Here is a 25,865-nt window from a genome sequence, read left to right on the forward strand (position 1 = left end):
GACCGCATCTATCGTTAAAATACAAAACGCCTAATGAAATGCATCAGGCGTTTGTTTGAAATAAGTGTCAACCTATTTCAGGACGAGACAGTCATATAATCTAGATTTTTGAGCTTAGAGATGACAATACCCATAAAAAGATCAAGGATGAAAGAATGAAAAAAATACTGTTTCTATTGGCGATTTCAAGTTTAAGTTTTGCTGCGCTGGCGAAAGTTCCTTATAGCGCAACAGCAGATTGTCATTTTGATTATGATGATTTTGACTTTTGCTCCAAACAGAGTATTGCTCAATATAAAGCTGCATTGGCAAAACAATTGCCAAACTATGATGCAACAAAAATTTTGCTCAATGTCGGATCGGCTCAAGCGATTCGTTATGTGGTGATTGATACTGAAACTGGGGTTGTGTTTCCATTACGTGATGAAATCTTAGGCTTTAAAGATGAGAAAGGTGGATTAAATGGTCAGCCTGCCTTGATTCAATTTTCACTTAAACAGCCGCAATTGTGTATTCAGGGCAGTGTCTATGCCTATCGAGATGCCTATGATAATGTCAAAGTCTGTTATCGCATGGAAAAAGACGCAGGGCTTAAATATGGTCAAGCCATCAGACGTATGGATATTCCAATGTCATTAAACTGATCAAGATTTTAATCGCCTCCTTTTGGGGCCTTTATTTAGACTCAATTGCTATTTTTAAAGTAAGGAGTTGTTGCTCTCTTAATTCGAGCTGAGCGATGTTCTGCTCAGTAGAAGCCATTTTTAAGACTTGGATATCCAGCAAAATGTTCTCCAATAGGCGTTGATATTGTTGTGGATCGAGTATTTGAGCAGCCAGTAAAATACCATCCGTTTTAGCCTGATAATTTAAACTAATTTTTCGTAAGAGATTTAATGCAAAAGGTGGGCAGAGGAATGCATCTAATAATAGCTGCATGATTTTAAGCCAAGAAAGCTGGAGTTTTTTCCTTTTGACAATCACAAATAAGATTGAAATAAGATTTAAGCTATAAATAATGACTAAGATGATTGCAACAGCAAGATAGCCTGCTTTAAATACAATTAAAAAGGGTAAAACCGCTAAGGTCAGCACAAAGACCAAAATATTAAGCCATTGCAGAGGTTTTAGGGTTTGGCTGATATTTTTGAGATGGATAATATCATGGTGGTGAATCGTGGGGTCAGGATCTTTTATTTTCCATGCACATTTAAAAAGGAGTTGATGAGACAAGCATAGGTTGGGAATAAATAAATATTTACGGAAGACATTTAGTTGTCTGGAAATCAATTGCGATTTAAAGGTAGAGCCCAGTCCTTTTTGAATATTAAATTCATTATAAAAATAGAGATGAGCCGAGTCATAAATATAGAACCCGACTATGCCTAGTATGATCAGTATGTCGAAGGATAACGACATTTATGATTTCTTTTTATTAAATAGGGAGCGAAGCCATCCACCTACAGCAACCACGCCTACAGCAATGAATTTCCATGCTGCTGCGAAGAATGCGGCAATCGCAGCCCAGAAGCCTTTTTTGGTTGCAACGACTGCAGCACCGCCTGCAATTAATGCAGCTAAGCCATATTCAGCGACTTTATCGCCTTCACGATATTCTGCATATTTCTCACCAAAATTATAATCAAAGCCCTTTAAGCTGGATTTAAATGCATTAATATTCTGGGTTAAATGTTCTTCATCAGATACCAATGTTGCACTGGTTACACCAGTACGCCCTAAAATACGAATGGTGTAGTTAATGGCTTCATTATTCTCTTCATCACGGATTTTAAGTGCCCATTCTAAACGTTTGGTTTGATTGTCATAATGTGGCGGAACGGCCCAGCCAACGGTATACAATTTTGGATAACCTAAACGTGCGCGTTCTTCATTAGATGGTTCATCAGACTCTTTGAGTTGTTTTAATAGGGCATCAGCATCGATTTTCTCATCATCTTTAACATAGCCCGAGGGATCAAAATCAAAGGTCGCCCACCATGAATCATCTGGAGCGACTAAAATATTGGTGGTGCCTGTGGTTAAATTTCCCGTGAGTTCTAGAAATTTATCAGCATTCTTTGGGTCTAAAAATCCTTCATCTTTGAGGGTATTTAAAGTTGCCACATTGGCGACATTTTCTTTTTTCGGCCCTAAATGCCAATCTAATGTTGCCATTGGGTTTTCTGCAGCATTTTGAGTGGTCGTATTATTGGTTGCAGTTTCTTCCGTAGATGCAGATGCATGTACATAACTTGGAATTGTGGTGGTCCCTAATACAGAAAGACTGAGTGCGATTGCATAACTTAAAGGGATTAATTTTTTAGGGTGCAGTGGATTTAACATAGTGTTCTCTCAATTTTTTTGCTTTTGGTTTTATTACAATGTATTGCATAAATTATGTGCGGATTTTAAAAGATTTTAAATAAAAATTAAATATGTCTAGATGATTATCTTTTTTATTTCCTTTGTATCAGAGTAGGTAAAAAATATTCCTTATTTTAATTAATCATTTAAATGGTTGAATAAAAGCTTATTCATCTATTTTTACTGCACAACTAAGATTCATCTTTGTTTTGAACAAATAGCAATTTTGTTCTATACATCTCTCTGAATCGCGTTAATCTGACACAATGCAAAAACTTCAAAGGAGGTCGTGATGTCGCGTAGACCTCGTGAGCAAGTCGATTACTTACACCTAGCAGAGCTGGGTGGTTTGGAAATGCTGAAAGCAAGTTATTATCAGCAGGAATTTTCACGACATGTTCATGAAGGATTTTGCATTGGCGTGATTGAAGAAGGGGCGCAACGCTTCTATCGCACAGGGGGCAACCATGTTGCACCACAAGGTGATATTATTTTGGTCAATGCCGATGAAGTACATACGGGCTCTGCGGCGGTCGAAACAGGTTGGCGTTATCGTGCTATGTACCCAACTCCTGAAGTCTTTTATGAATTGACCCGTGATTTGACCACTGTACATGGGACAGCACCCTGGTTTAGAGAGGCGGTATTGCATGATGAAGGGTTGGCACAGCAATTCCGTCTGTTATTCGATTTATTGGAACAACCCAATAATACCTTATTAAAACAGACCTTGTTTCTGTCGACCATTGCTTGGCTGGTCTCGAAATACAGTCAGGTGAAACCGCAGATTGCCGATCTGAGTAATGCCAAACAACGTATCCTTAATATCAAGGAGCTGATGGCGAGTATGCCAGAGCAAGAGTTTTCCTTGGCTGAACTTGCAGCAATGGCCAATTTCAGCCAATGGCATTTTTTACGTCAATTTAAAAAACATGTGGGGCTTTCACCGCATGCATGGCTGGTGCAAGCACGACTGCAAAAATCACAAAAATTGTTAAGACAGGGGCTGCTGTTATCTGAAGTGTCGCAACAATGTGGTTTTTCGGATCAGAGCCATTTCAGTCGACATTTTCGTCAGACTTTTGGGATTACCCCAGGCGGCTATGTGGCTTATCTCAAATAAAATAGCAATTTTGTACAATTCAGGCTGAGTAAAGTTTGGCATAGTGAGCCAATCTTGTATGAAAAATTGTGATGTCGATGTTAAGCGAAGCCATAACCGATGATACGCCAATGAGCATATCACGGGCATTTCTCAATGGGGTCGTCAAAATACTGCCGCTGTGTTTCGCTGTATTACCGTGGGGATTATTGGCGGGTTCTATGGCTGTGCAAGCTGGGTTGAGCACTGGGCAGGCGATTGCTATGTCAGCCTTGGTCTTTGCTGGTGCCGCACAGTTGATGACCTTGGGCTTGGTGATGGCAGGTACGCCAGCACTGACCATTATTATTTCAGTCTTCTTGATTACCACGCAGCATTATTTATATGCACTGTATTTACGTGAAGATATTTCCAAGCAACCTCTCAAACATCGGCTGATGTTGGGTTTCTTGCTCACGGATGAATTATTTGCAGTGAGCATTAAAAAGCAGCAGCACTATATTTATTATTTATTGGGTGCGGGCAGTTGTTTTTATCTGTGTTGGGTCTTGTTTAGTGTGTGTGGGATATTACTTGCCTCTTCAGTACCGAATCTCGATCAGTATCATTTGGACTTTTCCATTGTTGCAACTTTTATTGCGATTGTGATTCCTTTTATTAAGAACTTAAATACGCTCGTTGGGGTATTGGTTTCCGTGCTGTTAACCTTAGTTTTTCTGAGTCTAGGCATTAAAAGTGCCGCGATTTTGGCAGGGGTGATTGGTATGTTGACCGCGACTTGTTTACAGAATCTTCGGGAGCGTGCCGCATGACTTGGTTCCTTTTGATTATTCTGGCTGTGGTGGTGTTTATGAATCGCTATATTTTGCTAGAACCGAATATTCCGTTGCGCTTACCGAAATGGTTTCAACAATCCTTACAGTATTCTGCACCATGTTTGCTTACAGCGATTGCAACGCCGATTGTATTCATGGATGAACATGGCGCATTTCGTTCGACCTTATTGAATCCGTATTTTTTGGCCACGATTTTAACCATCATCATTGCGTATAAGGTGAAACATACCCTATTGACCATTATCCTGAGTTTAGCCTGTTTCTATGCTTTGGTGTTTTTCTTACCTTAGTAGGTTTGGGCATTGCGCTTGAATGCCCAAACCTTTGTCAATATTCGACTTAACGGGTGGTATAACCACCATTGGCAAAAATCGTTTGTCCAGTGATCCACCAGCCATCAGTCACCAAGAAGCGAACCAAAGGTTCAATATCTTCGATCTTGGTTAAGCCACCTAAAGCAGATGCTGATTTATGATAGGCTACGGCTTCAGGCGCTTCCTGACCGTAGAAAAATGGGGTATCCATTGGACCCGGTGCGACCGCAGTAACGGAGATGCCACGTTGACCAAATTCTTTAGATGCGGCACGAGTATAATGTTCGACGGGTGCTTTTAAGCCTTCATAGGTTGAATAAAGTCCCGTATACGCGGCAAGTAAACTGGTTACGATGGTGCAGATCTTGCCATTGTCATTCAGATGACGACCTGCTGATTGAATAAAGAAATAGGCAATTTTATTGTTGATGTCATTCATACCATCGAACTCTTGTTCGGTGGTGTCTAAATAGGGTTTTTTCAGCACACGGCCTACCGTGTTAATCGCAATATCGACACCACCAAAGTTTTCTTTGGCAGTGAGAAATAGTTGCTCGATATTTTGAATATCGGATAAATCGGCTTGTACCAAGATCGCTTTTGCTCCGAGTGCTTGTACATCCTTTAAGGTTTGTTCAGCATCGGCTTGGGTGGCAGCACTATTGTAATGAATGAGTAGATTTGCGCCTTGTTCTGCAAATTTACGTGAAATTAGACCACCTAAGTTTTTTGCACCGCCCGTGATCAATACGGTTTTTCCATTGAGATTATGCTGTGACATGGGATTTCCCTTGGGTTGTTTTGCATAAAAATCATCCTAGTGGAATTTATTTGTTTGAAATAGTTGTTAGTATTGGATTGATTGTACAAAAAAGTTGAACAATAAAATGGACAAGATCGATCGTTTAAGAATCTTTTGCTTGGTCGCAGAGAAACAATCTTTTGCCCAAGCTGCATTGCAATTGGGGCTACCACGTTCCAATGTCACTTATGCGATCCAAACGCTTGAAAAAGAATATGAAGTATTATTGTTTTATCGCACTACACGTAAAGTGGCTTTAACTCATGAGGGCAGCTTGTTTTACCAGGAAGCCACGCGCTTGGTTACTCAGCTTAAAGAACTCAATCGTTTTAAAAGCCAAGTACGCAGTCAAGAAGGCAAGATCAGTATTGGTCTGCCAAAACGCTTAGCGACTCAAGTTCTGATTCCACATTTATCCTCCTTTTATCAACGCTATCCCAAGGTCAAAGTATTGATCAATGGCAGTGATGATTTTTCTAATTTGATTGAACAACAATTGGATTGTGTCGTGCGTGTTGGGCAGGTGCAGGATGAATATCTACTCATTCGACCGATTTGCCAGACCGAAATATGGACTGTGGCAGCACCACAATATCTGGCTGAATTTGGAGAACCGACACAGTTTGATCAATTACAACAGCATTTTGCGGTGGATTATCATGTGGCCAAACATTATCGGGAATGGAGTGAGCTGGAATTCCAAGCGCATCGGATTAAAATGCCGTATCGTTTATTGGTCGAGAATACTGAGGCTTATATTCAGGCGGGTTTAGCAGGTCTTGGTATCATTCAGATTCCTGAATTTGATGCAGCGCCTTATGTTGAGCAAGGACGGTTACAGCGTTTATTTACCGATACACCATGTTTGCAATTAGCTGTGAGTCTTTTATTGACAGATCGTCAGTACCGTCCCCAATATTTTCAGGACTTTGTTGACTGGTTAGATAGGCTATTAAAAACCAAATTGTAATGGGAAGGGAAAGACCCCATGTATGTGGGCAAAGCAAATAGTCAATAAAAAAAGCATACCTGAGTATGCTTTTTCCTATTTTAAAGATCAGTAGAGGCCCAGCAAGAAACCAGCGCCTAAGGTAAAGAAGCTAAATAGCCAAATCCAGCCAAACGAATAGCGTAGATGGCGCCCCATGTCGGTGCCAGTCAGTCCGACTGCAAGCCAAGTTGCAGGTGAGAATGGGCTGACAAAGGTGCCTGCATTGTTTCCAATCGCCATGGCGTACACCACGGAATCTGCATTCACCCCAGCGGTAGCAGTGACTTCCTGCACAATCGGTAATAGCGCAAAATAATAGGCATCAGTACTGGTAAAGATGTCCATCGGTACACCCAAAATTCCCACCAGAATGTGCAGGCTCGCAATCCATGTACTTGGTAGAATTTTAATTAAATCCAAGGCAATCGATTGCAACATACCTGACTCAGACAAAATTCCGAGGAAGGCACCTGCAGCAAAAATAATGGCGACCATGCTCAATGCTTGCGGTGCATGACGACCAATCACTTCAATCTGTGTTTTCGGCTGTGGGAAATTGACGATCAAGACCAAGGCAAGGGCAATCATAAATACGTAAGGGGCAGAGAACAGACCAAAAGCCAAACATACAATGGCAGTAACGATTAGCCCCAAGTTAAACCATAGATTTTTTGGTTTGGCATCTTCTTGCAGGTCTTCTGCCAGATCTTTGGCCATACAGTCTTGTTCAAATGGTGTAGTGCCAAGGGCTTGGGCCGCGAGAATACGTTTTTTCTCACGTAATCCCATGAATACGGCAAACACCATCATCCCTGCAACACCCACCACTTGAACGGGAATCAGACTATGCCAGAGTGTGGCAGCATCTAAACCTGTTGCGGCTGAAGCACGTCCCAAAGGTCCGCCCCATGGCACCATATTCATTACGCCCATACTGCCTGCCATCAGTAATAGCATCAGATAGGGACTCATACCCAATTTACGGTAAAGTGGTAATAAAGCAGGAATAATAATCAAAAAAGTGGCAGCGCCTGATCCATCTAAATGTACAATCGCAGCAATCAGGGTGGTCATCACGGCAACGATCACGACATTGCCACGGGTCATTTGCACCATGCGTTTAATCATGGGATCAAAGACATGTAATTCTTTTAAAATGCTAAAAAATAAAATGGCGAATAAAAACATGGTCGCCACTTTGGTCACTTTGGCTAGACCGGCTTCAAAGAAACCAGAAATCTCGCTAATCGAAAAACCAGCAATGAGCGCGCCAATAAGAGGAACAATCGACATTGCAACAATTGGACTGGTTTTACCAGACATCAGTAGCGCAACAATTGTCACAATAATTAGAATACCTATCAGCGTCAGCATTATTTACTCCCTAAAGTTGTAACCTCTTGCCATAAAAAAAGTGTTAAAAATACACCAAAAATAAAAAATAAAGCGCCGACCATTATGCATAAAAACTTAATTTGTTCTTAAATTTAAGAAGAAAAACTAAACGATTAGACCAATAAACGAACATTCTGTTTAATTTTTTCGGAAAATAGGTCAGAGCGAAATAATGAATTGCCGAAAAAGTAGCCAGATTTTGGAGTGATATCTGAAGATGAGCGCGGTAGATTTAATCACCAACTTTCTAAAAATGCTGTGCCGAGAACAATCAGAAGGACGTGACTTGATTTTGACTTCTGTGTTTTTTTGCAGTAAAAGATAAATTAGAGTAATTGCTCTAATTTTAAGGTTGAATAAAAATGCAAATTGGTCGACAAGCTTGGATGGCGCAGACTTCGGGGGATTTATCCTTAAAAGATCGTATGGCACTCTTGAGCGATAGTCTTTTACCTGTGCTTAAGCAAAGCATCAAAATGTACAGTTTGGCTTATCGGGATAAACCTGCTACGCAGCATGAACTTGAGGTGGATGATCTGAGCCTGCCAGACAGTTCAGATGTGCGACAGGCCTTGGAGAAAATGCAGGATTGCAGTTCGCAGACTTTACAGAATCATTGTCTCAGAACATGGTGCTATGCCACAGCATTTGCCCAAATGCAGCATTTAAAATCAGATGATGAATTATTAGCGGTTTCCTGTTTATTGCATGATTTGGGCATGACAGAACAACATTATCAGCATCATGCACAGTGCCGCTGCTTTGCTGGTCAAGGTGCTTATGCAGCAAGAGATTGGTCGCTTGAACAGGGGTGGCAATTGCCTCGTGCAGATCAACTGTTTGATGTGATCAGTCTGCATATGAATCCTTATGTTGGACTCGATCAGGGAGTAGAAGCACATTTGCTGCAACAAGCGGCCAGTTGTGATGTGATCGGCAGTCGAGGTTTTGAGTTTTCTAAACAGTTTAGACAGCAATTACAGCAGCAATATCCCCGTCTGGATTTCAGCCAAAGTATGATTGAATTTATTCAACAAGAAGCACAGCAGCGTCCTCGCTCCCGTACCTCCATGCTGGTACAGAGTGGACTTAAGCAGTTGGTGCACTTCAATCCTTATTTGCAATAACGCTCAAAATAAAAAAACCACCTTTGCTTTTACAAAAGTGGTTTAGATTTAGGACACAATTTATTTAGTGGTCATGTTCCAGATATTCAGGCTTTTTCGGTAAGGCCCAACTACACATGAAACAGATTAATAGCATGATAATGACGTATACGAAGAAGGTATTTTCAATGCCTGCATCTTTAAATAATAAAGCTACCGATGGCGCGGAACCCCCAAATAAGGCATTACCCACAGCATAAGAAAAGCCGACACCTAAAGCACGGACATGCGGTGGGAACATTTCAGCTTTAACTAGACCACTGATCGAGGTATAGAAGCTCAGCAACATCATCAAGAAGATCAGTAACAGGGTGATGATGACAGGGGAGTCAGCAAAGCTACGCATGCCTGTGACCATGACAGGATAAATAAAGATGGCGCTGAGTAAACTGAATGCCAACATGGACGCACGACGACCAATCCGATCGGAAAGCATACCGAACAACGGTTGTGCCAGCATAAAGACAAATAGCGCCGTGGTCATGATAAAGCCAACCGTTTTACCATCCATACCGATGTTGGTGAGATAGGTTTTTGAATAAACGGTCACTACATAGAAGGTGAGTGAACCTGCTGAGGTATAGCCCACCACCAATAAGAAGGTTTTCCAGTGCTGCTTCAGTAAGGCAATTAAGCTGCCTGATTCTTCACGCTCAGCATCTTCATGTGACAAAGTTTCTTCTAAACGACTACGTGCGAGTAAAGACAATAATGCAGCAACACCACCGATCACAAATGGAATACGCCATCCACCATCATTCAGTTGTTGTTCGCTCATAAAGCCCAGCAAGATCACCCCAAGTAAACTGGCAAGTAGTTGCCCGCCTGATAAGGTGACGTATTGGAAGGAGGCAAAGAAGCCTCGTTGTCCTTTTAGACCCAGTTCACTCATGTAGGTGGCAACGGCACCATATTCACCACCAACGGAAAGACCTTGTAGTAAACGTACCATGAGCAGTAAAAAGGGTGCCCACATGCCGACTTGATCATAAGTGGGTAAGGCAGCAAAGAGGAATGAACTGAGTGCCATTAAGCAAATCGAAATGACCATCGATTGCTTACGGCCCTGACGGTCAGCAATACGCCCGAATAGCCAACTACCGATTGGGCGCATGAAAAAGCTGGCACCAAATACACCCCACACATAAATGGCTTTCGTGGTTGGTTCCATATCTGGGGCAGTTAATGCATGCGTAAAATAGGCAGCAAACACAGCATAAATATAGAAATCAAACCACTCAACTAAATTCCCTGATGCCGCACCCACAATACCTTTGATGCGACTTCTTTTTTCTTCCTTGCTATATGTCTGACTCATATATGTTCCTTTTCAACCAAGCAAGATTCTGTAACTGAATCTTTACAGAATGTTATATACCGCTAAAAAAGCATGAAAATGGCACTATTTTGTATGTTTTTTATGAATGCATTTTTAGATTGGGAGAAAACCCCTTATTTTTTGCTAACCCTTTGACAGATAAAGCATGTCAAAATAGTCAATGTTGAGAATTTAATATGATTAAAAGCAGTAAATTGAATATTTAGAAAAGTAATTAATTGATTTATTAACGATGACACTCTTTTTGAAAAGGCTAAGTTGTTTTTTGTAAGCTGCTTGAAGAGGTGCATCCTACATCATCAAGATGAAATGATGAATTTTATATTCTCAAACAAACTATTCAAAAGATCGATTTTGAAATTAGAGAAAAAGAGGATTTGTGTCTGTTTGCTCAGATCGAATTGATCGGGTTTGCTCCAAGACGCAGTTGAATTCGAAAATAGAATGAAAGTAATCGACTTTAGATATTGTTAATGGCTGGAATGAACATCTCGGTCATACAAGTCATCAGAGCTTAGTTCGTTGATTAAAACAGCAAAGCTGTGGATAAGTTCTAGTTTATACACATGAGCAGTTGTTGCGATTTATGGCTGTTTTCAAAGTAATTAATTGAATACTGGAATAGGGCAGTCTGCTCTTAATGGACATGCTTCTCCTTGCGTGAGCTTGTTCAGCATTGTTCTGATTTGATGAAGCTGTGCAATTTTTTCATCGATCATGTTGAGCTTTTCTTGGAGGATGGTTTGGACTTGTGGTGCGGGAATTTCATCCTGTGCTGTCATTGCTAAAATCTGCTTAATCTCACTCAAGGCAAAACCTAGATTTTTGGCAGTACGAATCAATTGCAATTGTTGCAGCGTCTGTTCTGGGTAATCTTTATAGCCATTATTACAGGTGATGGATTGGATCAACTGCATTTTTTCATAAAAGCGAATGGTGTCTCGGCTCAGATCGGCCTGTTTTGCTAATTGTCCAATCAACATGGTCGGTATCCTTTATTATTTTATAAAAAAGTGGTGCATAAATCACTTGACCATTGAGTGTACTCCATCCTTTAGCCTCTGCCTACATGCATTAAAAAGGGCGTATCAGATGGAGCATAACAACTTAAAAACACAGCCAGATCAACCAGTCGCATTGGTGGCAGGTGCAACGGGATTTATTGGTCGTTATTTAATTTTAGAACTCTTGAGGCAGGGCCACGCGGTCTTTGCCTTGGTTCGAAATCAAGCGAAACAACAAGTAATACTCAGTGATTGGCTCAGTCAAAAGGGTGTTGCCTTGAATCAACTGACGTTTATTCAAGCAGATGTAACACAAGCTAATTTAGCTATTAGCAGTGGGGATTGGGAAAAATTAAAGTCCGTCAACACTTTATATAATAGTAGTGCATTATTTGCATGGAACCTGAGTTTGCAGCAAGCACGGGCAGTCAATGTTGAAGGTGCATTGAATTTATTAGATTGTGTGCATCGGCGGTGTGATTTAAAACGCGCTGTGCACGTTTCGGGTTATATGTTGACGATTTTAAGTCATTTACAGCAAGCGGGAGTCTGCCTTGAGCAGCCGGACAATACCGACTGGCCAGCTGTATACCAACATTTAGGTGCCTATGAAGCTTCGAAAATAGAAGCGCATTTTGCATGGATACAGCAGGCGCAACAGTTATCTGTCGATTGGACCATTATTCATCCAGCGACAGTTGTTGGCGATGAGGAGTCTGGTGAAATTCCAATCAATCAACCGATCGCGCAGATGATTGATTTACTCAAGCGAGGAAAAATGAGTGCCGTCCCTGCGACAGCCCAGCATTATCTTCCATTAATCCGTGTCGATGATTTATGTCAGGTGATGGTGAAAGCGACGCTGGATCATGCTTTGGAAAATCAAGCGATGTTGGTTGTGAGTGAGCATCCTCTTGCCTTGCATCAACTGACCCGTATGATCGCAGATCAATTGCAGGTCAAAGCGCCTACAAGACATGTGCCACTTGCTGTATTGAGGTTTATTTTAAAATGGCAATGGTTGGCGAAAAAATTAGAAATGTCTACGGAAATGCTGAGCTTTCTAAGAACAGAACAGTTGGATCGAGAACGATTGACGCAATTTCAACAGCGCTGGCAGATCTCAATGGGCGATCTTGATGCAGCGATTCGGAAAAGCACTGACTGGATCAATCAAACCAGCTAGAACCGATTTCAAATAAAAAAGCAGCCCATCAAAAGATGGGCTGCTTTTCTGAATTTAGTGAACAAGATTACCAGTGTTCACCTGGGAACAAACGCGCATAAGCACGTTGAATCAGATTCAACTTCTCTTGTTCACCGACAGAGGCGGTAGAGCTTGGGAACAAGTTGAAACCAATCGACATTAAAATATTGTTGATGTCTGGTGCAATGGCATAAGTAATCGAAGCAAGGCGACCTAAGTTCGTCGCGATCTTTTTCGGACGCTTCACGATCGCATAAGCAATCAGGTCTGCCGCTTCTTCAGGAGAAAGTGTTGGTACATATTTATAGATCTTGGTCGGCGCGATCATTGGCGTACGGACTAAAGGCATATAAATAGAGGTAATCGCAATCTTGTGTGAATGAACTTCAGCAGACAAACAGCGGCTAAATGCATCCAACGCAGCTTTAGAGGCCACATAAGCTGAAAAGCGCGTTGCATTGGCAAGTACACCAATCGAGCTGATGTTAATAATTTGCCCGTCTTTACGCTGCATCATGTGTGGTAAAACATTCAAGACTAAACGTACTGCACCAAAGTAATTTAACTGCATGGTACGTTCGAAGTCATGGAAACGATCAACCGACTCATGTACCGCACGACGAATTGAACGTCCTGCATTATTTACAAGAATATCAATGTGATCAACCGCCGCTAAGATTTCTTTTGAAACCGCATCGATTGATTCCATATCGTTGAGATCGCATGGGAAAACAGAGGCTGTTCCACCTTCCGCTTCGATCTCTGCTTTTACCTCATCTAACTTCTCCTTGGTACGAGCAAGCAAGAGCACATGAGCACCTGCTTGTGCGAGGTATTTTGAAACCGTTAAACCAATACCACTTGACGCACCAGTGACAATGATCGTTTTACCGTCGACTTTTTGCTGAAAAAGTTTTTTGAGTTTTGCATTCATGTAAGTGTCCTACATTAATCACGCTGTTGTTTGCAATGCCTTCTTATTACGATTAAACACTGCACTTTATTTTGGTGTAATATTAACCGATATTTTTTGTTTGTCCAGTGTAAATATTTGAAAAATAATGTCTTTTTTAGAGTAAAAGCTCTAAAACAAGATCTTGTAATAGTTGAAAAAGCAATTATATTTTTTAGCTTTTGCACAAAAAATAAGCCCCTAAAGAGGGGCTTATTGATTTCATTTAAATTAAACGTGTGCAAGGGCCTGTTCAAGGTCCGCAATTAAGTCATCTACATGCTCAATGCCAATCGACAAGCGCACTAAGTCTTCACTGACGCCTGCTGATTTCAGCTCTTCGGCATTGAGTTGGCGGTGTGTGGTGGTGGCAGGGTGACAAGCCAAACTTTTGGCATCCCCAATATTTACTAAACGGGTAAATAGCTGTAATGCATCAATAAACCGTGTTCCGCCGGCTAAACCGTCCTGAACACCAAAAGAAAGGATGGCAGAAGGTTTACCTTTCACATATTTTTGTGCCAAATGATGCTGTGGATGATCAGATAGACCTGCGTAATTGACCCATTTTACTTTTGCATGTTGTTTTAAATATTCAGCAATTTTGATGGCATTTTCGGTATGACGCTCCATTCGCAGATTCAAGGTTTCCAGTCCTTGTAGGATCAAGAATACGCTTAATGGACTAATTGCTGCACCAGTATTACGTAAAGGCACCACGCGCGCACGTGCAATAAAAGCGGCTTCACCCAATACTTCGACATAATTCACGCCATGATAGCTTGGGTCAGGTGTATTTAAAGCTTTGAAGCGTTCAGGATATTTGCCCCAAGGAAACTTGCCGCTGTCGACAATCACGCCACCGATGCTATTGCCATGTCCGCCGATATACTTGGTGAGTGAGTGAATCACAATGTCGGCACCAAATTCAAAAGGTTTCAGCAGTGCAGGGGTTGCTACGGTATTATCCACGATCACAGGCACACCATATTCATGCGCAATTTTGGCGATCACTTCTAAATCGATAATATTGCCAAGCGGATTACCAATGGATTCAACAAACACCAATTTGGTTTTGTCATCAATAATCTGACGCAGTGCTTCTGGATTTTGATAATCAAAGAAACGCACTTCAATGCCTTGCTTTGGTAAAGTGTGAGCAAACAGATTATACGTTCCGCCATATAAGGTCGAAACTGAGGCAATATTGTCGCCCGCTTCAGCAATGGTTTGAATCGCGTAAGTGATTGCAGCCATACCAGAGGCTAAAGCCAATGCACCAATTCCACCTTCAAGTGCCGCAATACGTTGTTCAAGTACGGCTGTGGTCGGGTTCATGATCCGTGTATAGATATTACCTTGCACTTTGAGGTCAAATAAGTCTGCACCATGTTGGGTATTATCAAAGGCATAAGACGTGGTTTGGTAAATGGGTACCGCCACGGCTTTGGTGGTTGCTTCTGGTGAATATCCCGCATGAATGGCTAAAGTTTCATCTTTATAGGTCATGATTACATCATCTACGTGAGTTAAATACTGATCGAGTCTAGCGCATATTTTATTCAAAATGGTGCATATTTTTTGCGCTGCATAGCATTTTTGGTGATATAGACCATGCTTTCGCTCTGGTCGCGGTTTTAGGAAAAGTGAAATCATTCAAGCTTGTAATGTCTTGAAAAAGAAAATCCTTTGTTCGAGGCAAACAAATCCCAACATAACTTCAAGTCAATTGGGTTTTCAGCGTATAATACGCCCGATTATTTTATTCGCTTATTTGCGATGTATTGGTTTTTCAATTGAGGAGTCCTGCGTGGCCCAATATATTTATACGATGAACCGAGTGTCGAAAATGGTTCCGCCTAAGCGCGAAATCTTAAAAGACATCTCTTTATCATTTTTCCCAGGCGCAAAAATTGGTGTGCTTGGTTTGAACGGTGCAGGTAAGTCAACCTTACTCCGTATTATGGCTGGCGTAGATAAAGATTTCTCAGGTGAAGCTCGTGCACAACCAGGAATCAAAATCGGCTATTTAGAACAAGAGCCGCCACTTGATCCAAGCAAAGACGTTCGTGGTAACGTTGAAGATGGTGTACGCGAAGCACTGGATGCTTTAGAGCGCCTTGATCAAGTTTTTGCTGAATATGCTGAACCAGATGCAGATTTTGATGCACTTGCGAAAGAGCAAGAAAAATTAGAATCAATCATCCATGCATGGGATGCACACAACCTGAATAACCAGCTTGAAATTGCTGCTGATGCATTGAACCTCCCAGCTTGGGATGCGGATGTATCATTGCTTTCAGGTGGTGAACGTCGCCGTGTTGCATTGTGCCGTTTATTGCTGTCTAAGCCAGACATGTTACTTCTTGATGAACCAACAAACCATTTAGATGCTGAATCAGTGTCTTGGTTAGAGCGTTTCTTGAAAGATTTCCCGGGTACGATCGTTGCGATTACGCATGACCGTTATTTCTTGGATAACGTGGCTGAGTGGATTCTTGAACTTGACCGTGGCATGGGGATTCCTTATCAAGGTAACTATTCTTCTTGGTTGGAACAAAAGAATGCCCGCCTAGAGCAAGAGAACAAACAAGAAGAATCTTTTGCCAAAGCATTGAAGAAAGAACTTGAATGGGTTCGTTCAAATGCCAAAGGTCAGCAAAAGAAAAACAAAGCGCGTATGGAGCGTTTTGAAGAGCTTAACTCTCGTGAGTTCCAACAGCGTAATGAAACCTCTGAAATCTATATTCCACCTGGTCCACGCCTAGGAAATAAAGTTGTAGAAGTTGAAGGCATCAGCAAATCATTTGATGGTCGCTTACTTTACGAAAACTTAACGTTTACTGTACCGCCTACAGCGATTGTTGGTATCGTAGGTCCAAACGGTGCAGGTAAAACCACGTTATTCCGTATGATGACTGGCGAACAACAACCAGATACAGGTACGGTGACGTTGGGTGAATCAGTTAAAGTGGCTTACGTCGGTCAGATCCGTGACACCTTAGATAACAATAAAACCGTTTGGGAAGAAGTTTCTGGTGGTTTGGATATCTTAAAAATTGGTGATTACGAAATTGCATCACGTGCTTATATTGGTCGCTTTAACTTTAAAGGCCAAGATCAGCAAAAACGTGTAGGTGAATTGTCTGGTGGTGAGCGTAACCGCTTACAGCTTGCCAAGATCTTACAGTTGGGTGCAAACGTGATCTTGTTGGATGAGCCATCGAACGACTTGGATATCGAGACTTTGCGTGCACTTGAAGATGCAATTCTTGTCTTCCCAGGTACGGTCATGGTGGTATCGCATGACCGTTGGTTCCTGGATCGTATTGCAACGCACATTTTGTCTTTTGAGAACGAACAGCCAGAATTCTACACAGGTAACTATGCAGAATACGAAGCTTACCGCCAATCACGTCTAGGTGATGATGCTGCTCAAAAACGTACCAAGTACAAAAAAATTACAGGTTAAGTCCTGATATAAAAAAACCAGCTTTCGAGCTGGTTTTTTTATGCTTATGAAAACGCTAATTCACTAAAGGCGCTATATAAATAGCCTTTGGCTTCAGGATGTCCTAAATGGGCTGCGCGTTCTAGCCAATATTGTGCTTTACCATAATTTTTATCTAAACCAAACTCGCCATGTAAATAGCTCTCGCCTAGTTTAAAGGCTGCATCTGCATTACCACGTAGGGCTGCACGTAGAAAATACCAAACAGCATTGCGGTCATTTGAGGAAATGGTGTAATGATCCTCTTTAATATGTTCATTAATAGCCAAATTTTCAAAAAACTGAGCTTTACTAATTTCTTGTTTTGATTCAGAAAGAAGGTCATTATTCCTAAAACTCAGGAAACATGAGCGCAATTGTTGTTTTACGATATTGATGTTCATAGCCGTCTCCTTTCATTTAAGCTTTTTCTTTATTGTGATTTGAATATAAATCTTTTTTATTAGCTTGTGTTGATTTATTTATAGATAAAATCAGATTTAAATGTAATTTATGTAAAGATTTTATTTGTATATCAGATTTTAAATGAATTTAGGTATTTAACCTCTATTCTATTCATATCGCTTGGCCTTTTCGGGGCGATTTAAATAACCAAGGCGCTATGTAATAAGAATGAATAAAGATTAAATGATGATTTGCAAAGTTAACTATTCCAGAGTGCTCGTCTGCTTTAAAGATGAATTTATTTATTAAAGTCACCCCGTAAATCAGACCACATCAGGAGTGGTGTAACAGTGACCACATCGAAGACCATCGCCAAAGGGTAGAGTACTATGCGGGTTGCTCGTTTGACTGGATGTTTGGTGGTGATGGTGGTTTCTTGTTGTAGGGTAATTGGATAGGGGTGTGCCAATTTCTGTTGGATTTTTTGTTGATCAAGCGCTTGATAGAGTTGTCCTTTAAAAAACACATTCATATAAGGATATGGCACAGTTTCTTGATTTTGAATCAAATCAAAATTTTGTCTAAAACCTAGAGATTTTAATAATTCTTTTTGCTTTGGATTGAGATCCACCATACGGGTGTGGTAGCGAATTTGTAATACGCCGTGAAAATGATTTGGGTCATCCATGGTCAACACCAAGGGTGAAGGGCTGGTTAAACTGCGTTGTTCTGTTGGAATGGCATGTAAAAGTTTGAGGAGTTCGGTGCTACCATCAGTCATTAAATAGTTAAAATCTTGGCCTATAAAGACCAACCCTTGGTTTTTCTCATTATGAATGGCTTGTCCCAGCGCCAGAATTTGATCGGTTTTGAGTGTGGTGGTTTGAACCTGAGTGCTTTCATTGGGCAGGGCTGTGGAAAGTAGCGTGGTTGCGCATCCACTTAAAGCAATGGCTAAGACCAGAAGGGAGAAGGTTTTATACATAAGATACCCGTAAGAGAGAACATTATTGTCATGAATCAAAATCAAAAAACGTTTTAAATCAGTGAGAAACTCACTGAAAATTGTTTTGTAATTTTATTACATTGGCATAGCCTGCTATAGTGCCTTTGTACAATTTACTGTAAGGGTGTGCTGTTGCAACGCTCAACTGTTTTCGTGACCGTCTTGCTGAGTTTGTTCATGTTCCAAAGTTTCTGGAATGTGGCGGCAGCTTTTTGTGCGCATGAAACGGTCAGTGAGTACAGTAGTTTGAATCATTTTGGGCATCATGCTTCTGAAAAGAAACCAATAGCGGAACATCGTGCAGCATTTGATAAAGTGGCAGCAGATTTGCCGATGCCCTTAAGCTTGCAAGATCATCATGATCATCTGCCATCTTGTTTTCATGTGGTGGTGGCTGAAGTTCAGCAACGTGTGAATGAACCGATGTTGCATAGCCAAGACATAGAACAAAAATATTACTGGTCTAATTCCTACCAGTCACCACATCTCACAGGACTCAATCCGCCCCCTGTATTGACCCCGCTATAGGTGGGGTAGCCGAAAAATAGCCCACCGCAATCTTATTACTTTGCGGGGCTTTATATGTCTTCTAGTTTAAATCAGCGTATCCATGCGGTTGAGCAGCGTACGCGAAAAAATCCTACTCAATTGTCATTGCCGTGGTCAGTCTTGGCTCTTGCCTTGAGCACTGCTATTTTGAGTCCATCCATTGCCGCAGAATCTTTACTGGATGCCAATCAGCAGCCTGTAACTCAGGCTGCACAACGCAATGTGAATTTTGAGCAAATCTTGCAGGATGTGAAACGATATCAGGCTGGCACGGGGGTGTGGCAAACACAGCAAGGAATTGCTGAGGCCAATGTCAAACAGGCGGGTTTATGGGCGAATCCAAGTATCTCGATTCAGCAAACTGATTTCAGGTCAGGTAAAGACAAGGAATTGGAGTTTGGTGTTTCGCAGAAGCTTGATATTTTTGGGGAACGTCGTGCTGCGGTGAAGCTTGCCAATGTACAAGCCTCTCAAGTCGGTCTCAACCAAGAGCTATACAATGCGCAACTTGAGTTGGCAGTGAAATATCTGTGGTCGCAGGTAGTTGTGTTAGAGCTGGAACATGATGTGGTTCAGGCGCAGTTAAAAACCAGTCAAGCCACTTTAGACGCGACACGTTTAAGACTCAAAGCGGGCAGTATTGCGCAGGTCGATTTAGATCGTACTTTGATGGCGCATATTGAAAATCAGCGTTTATTTCAGCAGACCGAGCTGGCTTTAGCCACGGCAAAGCGTCAGTTGGCAAATCTGTGGGGCAGTACCGATAATCGCTTCTCTACCCAAGCAAGCAATGTCTGGCCACAACAAAAAGATTTGCAAGATTATTTGCAGAACAACTTATTTGAGCGTGCCATTCAACTCGACATCGTGCGTCAAAAAGCCAATATCGATTATTTAAAAGTATCTAATCGACCGAATCCAACCGTGAATTTAGGCATGGTGCAAAGTAAAAGCGCCGAAACCAATTCGACCGATAACAAGTTCAGGGTGGGAATCGATATCCCTTTGAATATTTTTAATCGTCAACAGTATTCATTGCGAATTGCCAATGCCAAACAAGATTTATTGGTCAAGCAGCAACAGTTCTATAAGCAACAAAACCTAAATGCGATTCAGACCTTGAGTTCAGAATTGGCTGGTCTGAAGCAACAGTTTGATCTGGTTAACCAGCGACAAATTCCATTGTCCGAAACGGTACAAGAGAAAATGCTGCTTGGTTTCAAAGTTGGTAAATATGCCATTACCGATGTGCAGCAAGCCACCATGCAATTGCAAGATCAACGTTTAAATAAAGTGCAGTTACTCAAGAGTGCTTGGCAAAAACAAATTGATGCAGAGAGTTTAGCACTGGGCATTGAGCCGAGCATGGTGAGCTCAAGTGACGCATTAAATCAGATTAATCAAACCCTTTGGAAAGATACCAATAGCCTTCCCGCTGTAGTAGGAGCAGAATAATGTCGACAAATAAATCTAAAAAGCAGTGGTTTTGGGTCATTCTGGTTGTTGCTGTTGGCTTAGTCCTCAGCGCATTATTATTTTTCACAGGCAAGAACAAAACCAGTAGTGATGCTGCTACGGCTGATAGCCATGGCGAAGGTGAGGCAGGGCATGCTGAGGGTGAAGCAGGGCATGCTGAGGAAAGTGAGGAAGGCAGTTTAAATCTTAGTCCAAAACAGATGACTGAATACGGGGTTAAACTGGCTCAGGTCGGTGTGGGCGAAGTCGGACAGCAATTCGCCTATCCTGCCAAGTTGGTCACCAATACCGATCAGCAAGCGCATGTTTCAGCGACCTTTGCTGGACGTGTGGAAAGTGTCAATGCGGTACTCGGTCAACAAGTCAAGAAGGGGCAAGTGTTAGCCACGCTATTTATTCCTGATTTGGTGGATCAGCAAGCCAATTTAAGTATTGCTCAGGAAGCGTTAACCCTCGCTCAGCAAGATTATCAACGTGAAAAGCAACTTTGGGAGCAAGGGGTTTCTGCACGTCAGGATTATCAACGTGCTTACAATGCCTATCGTCAGGCGCAGATTCAGGTACAAGCTGCGCGTAGCCGTTTATCTGCCTTGGGTGCATCCAATGGTAGTCAGGGCCGCTATGTTTTGACCGCGCCTTTAAGCGGTGTGGTGAGTCTAAAAGATATTGTGGTAGGTGAGCAAATTACGGCAGATAAGCAGTTATTTGTGATTGATCAGCTAGATCAACTTTGGATTGAATTTATTTTACCAAGTGTGAATAACATCAATGTCCAACCCGATCAACAGATCGAGTTTAAGTCGTTGCAAACCAATAATAGCTTTAAAGCACAAATCCAGACTTTAACCACAGCAGCAGATACACAAACGGGTCGTTTACAGGTACGTGCCAAAGTGTTAACCCCAGCCAAAGAATTACGACCAAATTTGATGGTGAATGTACTATTAGATGGCACGGACAAGAAGCCTGTACTCCGTGTTGCCAAAGCGGCGATTCAGCAGATCGAGGGCAAAGCCACCGTTTTTGTTGCTAAGCAAGAAAAAGACCAAATGCATTTCACGCCAACGCCAGTACAACTGGGTAATTACTCAAGTGATGGATTATGGGTTGAAATCCAATCGGGTCTGACTGAAAAGCAACAATATGTCAGTCAAGGTAGTTTCCTTTTGAAATCAGAGATCGAGAAGGGAGAGGCTGAGCATGGACACTAACGATAAGTTGCAGCTTCCTCCCGCGGAAGGTCTGTTTGATCGGATTATTCAGTTTTCAATCCGCAATGCGATTTGGGTCATGCTGTTTGTAGTGGCATGGATCGGGGTCGGGATTTATAGCTACCAAAAATTGTCGATTGATGCAGTGCCTGACATTACCAACGTACAGGTACAAATTAACAGCCAAGCGGGTGGATTCACCGCGCCTGAAGTTGAACAACGGATTACCTATCCGATTGAAAATGCCATGTCGGGTATTCCAAATTTGGAGCAAACCCGCTCGATCTCCCGTTATGGCTTATCGCAAGTCACGGTGATTTTTAAAGATGGGACTGATATCTATTGGGCGCGTCAGCTGATTAACCAGCGCTTACAGGAAGCCAAGAGTGCCTTGCCTGATGATATTGATCCACAAATGTCACCGATTTCAACTGGTCTAGGCGAGATCTATCAATGGGTGATTAAGGCTGAACCGAATGCCAAAAAAGCAGATGGTACGCCTTATCAGGCCATGGACCTACGTGAAATTCAGGACTGGATTGTTCGTCCTCAATTACAACGTGTGCCAGGTGTTGCAGAAATCAACACCATTGGCGGTTATAACAAGACCTACGTGGTTTCTCCTGATCTGAAACGTTTGCAACAACTGCAAATTCCGTTAACCGATTTACAAACCGTACTCACTGAAAATAATGAAAACCGCGGTGCGGGTTTTATTGAAGAAAATGGTCAGCAACTTACGGTGCGTATTCCGGGGATGTTGAAAACTGTACAAGATATTGAGAATGTCACGGTCAGCACCAAGAATGGTTTGCCAATCCGTGTTGCCGACGTTGCAACGGTTTCGATTGGACATGATCTGAGAACAGGCGGTGCCACCTATAATGGTGAAGAAACCGTACTGGGTATTGCCATGATGATGATGGGTGAGAACAGTAAATCCATCGCTCAAGCACTCGACAGCAAAATGCAGGAAATTAAACGTTCATTGCCTGAAGGGGTGGTGGTCGAAACGGTATATAACCGTAGTAATTTGGTCGACAAAGCCATTAAAACGGTGGCGAAGAACCTGATTGAAGGCGCAATCTTGGTGATTGTGATCCTGTTTGTATTCTTAGGGAACTTCCGTGCGGCATTGATTACCGCCTGTATTATTCCCTTATCCATGTTGTTCACTTTAACTGGTATGGCGGAGCAGAAAATCAGTGCCAACCTGATGAGTTTAGGGGCATTGGACTTCGGGATTATCGTCGATGGTGCAGTCGTGATTGTCGAAAACTGTATCCGACGGCTGGCAGAGGCACAGCACCATAAAGGTCGACTCCTGACCCGTTCAGAACGTTTTACCGAAGTCTTCTTGGCGGCCAAGCAAGCACGACGTCCACTGATTTTTGGTCAAATCATCATTATGGTGGTGTATTTGCCTATCTTTGCCTTAGCGGGTGTGGAAGCGAAAATGTTCCATCCAATGGCGATGACGGTGGTCTTGGCCTTGATCGGTGCCATTATTTTATCGGTGACTTTCGTTCCAGCAGCAGTGGCGCTATTTGTTACTGGTGAGGTCAAAGAGAAAGAAAGTCGCTGGATGGCGACGTTAAAAAGCAGTTATGAAAGCCTACTGGATAAAGCTTATGCATTCCGTTATGTGGTCGTGGCCGGTGCGATTACCATTCTGGTCTTAACGGCTGCGATTGGTTCGCGTGTCGGTAGTGAGTTTGCGCCACAACTGAGTGAAGGCGACTTTGCTTTACAGTTAATGCGTGCTCCAAGTACCGGAATTGAAGAGTCACTGAAAATTCAGGAAAGTGTTGAAAAACAATTGTTAGCAGAGTTCCCTGAAATCAAAGCAATCTTTGCACGTACGGGTACAGCCGAAGTGGCAACAGATGTGATGCCACCCAATATTTCAGATGCCGTGGTGTTATTAAAACCGCGTGATCAATGGCCAGATAAGTCGGAAACCATCGATGAACTTCGGACTCGAATGTTGGCCTATGTAGAGAAAATCCCAGGCAACAATAGTGAGTTTTCACAACCGATTGAATTGCGTTTTAACGAACTGATTTCAGGTGTCCGTAGTGATATTGGGGTCAAGATCTTTGGTGATGATATGCAGGTTCTGAACCAAGAGGCTGAAAAAGTTGCTCAAACCCTGAGAACCATCACGGGTGCAAGTGAAGTCAAGGTCGAGCAGACCGATGGCTTACCTTTACTCAATGTGGATATCGATCATGCTTTGGCGGCGCAATACGGTTTATCCGTGAAATCCATTCAGGACTTGGTCGCTGCCAGTATTGGTGGACAAAGTGTTGGACAGATTTTGCAAGGTGACCGTCGTTTTGATTTTGTGGTGCGTTTGGATGATGTGATGCGTACGCCGCAGCAATTGGCCATGCTGCCAATTCAACTGCCAAATGGTGGTTTGATTAAACTGCAAGATGTGGCAAAAGTGGAAAATATTTTAGGCTTGGCGCAAGTCAGTCGTGAAAATGGCAAGCGCCGTGTTGTGGTCACCACCAACGTACGCGACCGTGATTTAGGTTCATTTGTGGGGGAGATGCAGCAGAAATTATCTCAGCAAAAATTACCAAGCGGTTATTGGCTCGGTTATGGCGGTCAGTTTGAAAATCTGGCCTCGGCAAAAGCCAGAATGCAGATTGTGGTGCCATTGGCATTGCTGATGATCTTCGTTTTGTTGATGGCGGTGTTTAATAACTTTAAAGAAAGCTTGCTGGTGTTTAGTGGCGTGCCATTTGCCCTATCGGGCGGTTTGGTGGCGCTGTGGTTACGCGATATCCCCTTGTCGATGTCAGCAGGTGTCGGTTTTATTGCGCTCTCTGGTGTTGCAGTGCTGAATGGTCTGGTGATGCTGAGCTTCATTAAAGAATTGCGTGAGCAATATGATGTTCATTACGCCACATGGCATGGTGCGGTATTACGTTTGCGCCCTGTCTTGATGACCGCTTTTGTCGCATCGCTTGGCTTTATCCCAATGGCGATTGCCACCGGTACAGGGGCAGAAGTTCAGCGCCCACTGGCCACTGTAGTGATTGGCGGGATTATTTCATCCACTTTACTGACCTTGCTGATTTTGCCAGTGGTGTATCGTTGGATGAATGAAGCGAAACAAAGTAAACGTCAGGAAAGTGCAATTTAATCTGTTTATGCTATCTTCTTAATGAAGCACTTTATTAAGAAGAATCTGAACCAGCCAAAGCGATTTCCGCTTTGGCTGACTTTAAGACTGCAACAGGTCTTATTTAATTATGATAAGGAGTCCAACATGGGTGGACATCAAGGGCATGACCATAGTCATGCAGCGGTCACTGAAGGTAATATCAAAAAACTCACCATTGCGCTGATACTGACTTCAACTTTCTTAGTGGTCGAAGTGGTTGCGGGTTTAATCACCCAGAGTTTAGCGTTACTGTCTGATGCAGCACATATGTTTACCGATGCTGCTGCATTGGCGATTGCTTTAGTGGCGATTAAAATTGCCAAACGTCCAGCAGATAACAAACGGACTTTTGGTTATCAGCGTTTTGAAATTCTTGCCGCCTTATTTAATGCCTCAATGCTATTCTTTGTGGCCATGTATATTTTGTATGAAGCATATCAGCGCTTTACGCAACCGCCTGAAATTCAAAGTGTCGGTATGTTGATTGTGGCGAGCTTAGGTTTGATTATTAATCTTATTTCCATGAAGCTGTTAATGTCCAGTGCTGCTGAAAGCCTGAATATGAAAGGTGCATACTTAGAAGTGTTGAGTGATGCACTCGGTTCAGTGGCTGTTATTGTCGGTGCTGTGGTGATCTATTTTACCAATTGGTATTGGGTTGATACTATTCTTGCCGTTGCGATTGGTTTTTGGGTATTGCCGAGAACATGGATTCTGCTCAAGCAAAGTATCAATATCTTGCTGGAAGGTGTTCCAGAAGAAGTGGATATTGAAAAGCTGCGCAATGATTTACTCGGATTAGATGGTGTTGAGAGTATCCATCAGTTAAAGGTCTGGGCAATTACCTCGAAGAATATTCATTTGACTGTGCATCTGTTTGCACCGAAGGTTGATCGTAATCAATTGCACCGTGCTGCGATTGAAATGTTATCGCATGAGCATGGCATTGCTGAGGTGACCTTGCAAATTGAAGATGATGAAGAAATGAATTGTCAGCATACTCATCAACATGATGAGAAAGCTGAACAAGATCCTTCACATCAGCATTAAGCTGATGTGAAGATTTGTTTTGGAATAA

23 protein-coding genes are annotated in these 25,865 nt (G+C 42.3%); 13 read left to right on the plus strand and 10 right to left on the minus strand.

The window, feature by feature from the left end; genetic code table 11:
* Nucleotides 1-155 precede the first annotated feature (155 nt).
* Entirely contained in the window at nucleotides 156-644 is a 489-nt protein-coding gene (locus F957_RS18805) for a hypothetical protein (RefSeq protein ID WP_016542686.1), read from the plus strand.
* Nucleotides 645-675: 31 nt separating this feature from the next.
* Here the strand turns inward: F957_RS18805 and F957_RS18800 are convergent, their stop codons facing one another.
* Together F957_RS18800 and F957_RS18795 are read right to left on the minus strand one after the other, a co-directional pair.
* Nucleotides 676-1,419, minus strand: a complete 744-nt coding sequence (locus F957_RS18800) for a hypothetical protein (protein ID WP_016542687.1) — start codon at nucleotides 1,417-1,419, stop codon at nucleotides 676-678.
* Nucleotides 1,420-2,343 carry a DUF2167 domain-containing protein gene (locus F957_RS18795; protein ID WP_016542688.1) on the minus strand — a complete coding sequence of 308 codons (924 nt, stop codon included), beginning with the start codon at nucleotides 2,341-2,343 and terminating at the stop codon, nucleotides 1,420-1,422.
* Nucleotides 2,344-2,656: 313 nt separating this feature from the next.
* Between F957_RS18795 and F957_RS18790 the strand changes: the two genes are divergently transcribed.
* The 3 genes from F957_RS18790 to F957_RS18780 all read left to right on the plus strand — a co-directional run bounded on the left by F957_RS18790 (nucleotide 2,657) and on the right by F957_RS18780 (nucleotide 4,592).
* Nucleotides 2,657-3,487, plus strand: coding sequence for an AraC family transcriptional regulator (locus F957_RS18790; RefSeq protein WP_016542689.1), 831 nt, complete (start codon nucleotides 2,657-2,659; stop codon nucleotides 3,485-3,487).
* A gap of 77 nt (nucleotides 3,488-3,564) precedes the next feature.
* Nucleotides 3,565-4,278, plus strand: a complete 714-nt coding sequence (locus F957_RS18785; protein WP_016660113.1) for an AzlC family ABC transporter permease — start codon at nucleotides 3,565-3,567, stop codon at nucleotides 4,276-4,278.
* On the plus strand, nucleotides 4,275-4,592 hold the full coding sequence (locus F957_RS18780; protein WP_016542691.1) for an AzlD domain-containing protein: 318 nt from the start codon (nucleotides 4,275-4,277) through the stop codon (nucleotides 4,590-4,592). Before F957_RS18785 ends, F957_RS18780 begins: the two co-directional genes overlap by 4 nt.
* A gap of 49 nt (nucleotides 4,593-4,641) precedes the next feature.
* On the opposite strand, the gene F957_RS18775 is transcribed toward F957_RS18780, so the two are convergent.
* Nucleotides 4,642-5,397 (minus strand): SDR family oxidoreductase, encoded by a 756-nt coding sequence (locus F957_RS18775; protein WP_016542692.1) that lies wholly within the window; start codon nucleotides 5,395-5,397, stop codon nucleotides 4,642-4,644.
* Between the two features lie 106 nt (nucleotides 5,398-5,503).
* On the opposite strand from F957_RS18775, the gene F957_RS18770 reads away from it, so the two are divergent.
* Nucleotides 5,504-6,388 carry a LysR family transcriptional regulator gene (locus F957_RS18770; RefSeq protein ID WP_016542693.1) on the plus strand — a complete coding sequence of 295 codons (885 nt, stop codon included), beginning with the start codon at nucleotides 5,504-5,506 and terminating at the stop codon, nucleotides 6,386-6,388.
* Nucleotides 6,389-6,475: 87 nt separating this feature from the next.
* Here the strand turns inward: F957_RS18770 and F957_RS18765 are convergent, their stop codons facing one another.
* The gene (locus F957_RS18765) at nucleotides 6,476-7,783 is read right to left on the minus strand and encodes a CitMHS family transporter (RefSeq protein ID WP_016542694.1); all 1,308 of its coding nucleotides are present in this window, start codon (nucleotides 7,781-7,783) and stop codon (nucleotides 6,476-6,478) included.
* A gap of 383 nt (nucleotides 7,784-8,166) precedes the next feature.
* Between F957_RS18765 and F957_RS18760 the strand changes: the two genes are divergently transcribed.
* Complete coding sequence (locus tag F957_RS18760; RefSeq protein WP_016542695.1) at nucleotides 8,167-8,931, plus strand: HD domain-containing protein; 765 nt, start codon at nucleotides 8,167-8,169, stop codon at nucleotides 8,929-8,931.
* Between the two features lie 64 nt (nucleotides 8,932-8,995).
* Here F957_RS18760 and F957_RS18755 read toward each other — a convergent pair whose 3' ends face one another.
* Nucleotides 8,996-10,288, minus strand: a complete 1,293-nt coding sequence (locus tag F957_RS18755) for an MFS transporter (protein WP_016542696.1) — start codon at nucleotides 10,286-10,288, stop codon at nucleotides 8,996-8,998.
* A 626-nt stretch (nucleotides 10,289-10,914) separates the two neighbouring features.
* The gene (locus F957_RS18750; protein ID WP_016542697.1) at nucleotides 10,915-11,292 is read right to left on the minus strand and encodes a MerR family DNA-binding protein; all 378 of its coding nucleotides are present in this window, start codon (nucleotides 11,290-11,292) and stop codon (nucleotides 10,915-10,917) included.
* 109 nt (nucleotides 11,293-11,401) lie between these two features.
* Between F957_RS18750 and F957_RS18745 the strand changes: the two genes are divergently transcribed.
* Nucleotides 11,402-12,499 carry an SDR family oxidoreductase gene (locus F957_RS18745; protein ID WP_016542698.1) on the plus strand — a complete coding sequence of 366 codons (1,098 nt, stop codon included), beginning with the start codon at nucleotides 11,402-11,404 and terminating at the stop codon, nucleotides 12,497-12,499.
* A 67-nt stretch (nucleotides 12,500-12,566) separates the two neighbouring features.
* On the opposite strand, the gene F957_RS18740 is transcribed toward F957_RS18745, so the two are convergent.
* Nucleotides 12,567-13,454: an SDR family NAD(P)-dependent oxidoreductase gene (locus F957_RS18740; protein WP_004657366.1), complete on the minus strand. Its 888-nt coding sequence runs from the start codon at nucleotides 13,452-13,454 to the stop codon at nucleotides 12,567-12,569.
* Between the two features lie 249 nt (nucleotides 13,455-13,703).
* Nucleotides 13,704-14,981 (minus strand): O-acetylhomoserine aminocarboxypropyltransferase/cysteine synthase family protein, encoded by a 1,278-nt coding sequence (locus tag F957_RS18735; protein WP_016542699.1) that lies wholly within the window; start codon nucleotides 14,979-14,981, stop codon nucleotides 13,704-13,706.
* Between the two features lie 301 nt (nucleotides 14,982-15,282).
* On the opposite strand from F957_RS18735, the gene ettA reads away from it, so the two are divergent.
* A complete protein-coding gene (ettA, locus tag F957_RS18730; RefSeq protein ID WP_016660115.1) occupies nucleotides 15,283-16,944 on the plus strand; it encodes an energy-dependent translational throttle protein EttA in 1,662 nt (553 codons plus the stop codon).
* Nucleotides 16,945-16,988: 44 nt separating this feature from the next.
* Here ettA and F957_RS18725 read toward each other — a convergent pair whose 3' ends face one another.
* Nucleotides 16,989-17,366 carry a tetratricopeptide repeat protein gene (locus F957_RS18725; protein WP_016542701.1) on the minus strand — a complete coding sequence of 126 codons (378 nt, stop codon included), beginning with the start codon at nucleotides 17,364-17,366 and terminating at the stop codon, nucleotides 16,989-16,991.
* Nucleotides 17,367-17,665: 299 nt separating this feature from the next.
* Nucleotides 17,666-18,352: a YidX family protein gene (locus F957_RS18720; RefSeq protein WP_016542702.1), complete on the minus strand. Its 687-nt coding sequence runs from the start codon at nucleotides 18,350-18,352 to the stop codon at nucleotides 17,666-17,668.
* Between the two features lie 153 nt (nucleotides 18,353-18,505).
* On the opposite strand from F957_RS18720, the gene F957_RS18715 reads away from it, so the two are divergent.
* The 5 genes from F957_RS18715 (at nucleotide 18,506) to F957_RS18695 (ending at nucleotide 25,837) form a co-directional block, all read left to right on the plus strand.
* Nucleotides 18,506-18,901, plus strand: a complete 396-nt coding sequence (locus tag F957_RS18715; protein WP_212749890.1) for a cation efflux protein, CzcI-like — start codon at nucleotides 18,506-18,508, stop codon at nucleotides 18,899-18,901.
* Between the two features lie 54 nt (nucleotides 18,902-18,955).
* A complete protein-coding gene (locus tag F957_RS18710; RefSeq protein ID WP_016542704.1) occupies nucleotides 18,956-20,377 on the plus strand; it encodes a TolC family protein in 1,422 nt (473 codons plus the stop codon).
* Nucleotides 20,377-21,609, plus strand: a complete 1,233-nt coding sequence (locus tag F957_RS18705) for an efflux RND transporter periplasmic adaptor subunit (RefSeq protein WP_016542705.1) — start codon at nucleotides 20,377-20,379, stop codon at nucleotides 21,607-21,609. The genes F957_RS18710 and F957_RS18705 overlap by 1 nt, the downstream gene beginning before the upstream one ends.
* Nucleotides 21,599-24,766, plus strand: coding sequence for an efflux RND transporter permease subunit (locus F957_RS18700; protein WP_016542706.1), 3,168 nt, complete (start codon nucleotides 21,599-21,601; stop codon nucleotides 24,764-24,766). The genes F957_RS18705 and F957_RS18700 overlap by 11 nt, the downstream gene beginning before the upstream one ends.
* 126 nt (nucleotides 24,767-24,892) lie before the next feature.
* Complete coding sequence (locus F957_RS18695; protein ID WP_016542707.1) at nucleotides 24,893-25,837, plus strand: cation diffusion facilitator family transporter; 945 nt, start codon at nucleotides 24,893-24,895, stop codon at nucleotides 25,835-25,837.
* The last annotated feature ends 28 nt before the right edge of the window (nucleotides 25,838-25,865 follow it).

Source organism: Acinetobacter gyllenbergii CIP 110306 = MTCC 11365 (assembly GCF_000413855.1).
GTDB classification, from domain to species: Bacteria; Pseudomonadota; Gammaproteobacteria; order Pseudomonadales; family Moraxellaceae; genus Acinetobacter; species Acinetobacter gyllenbergii.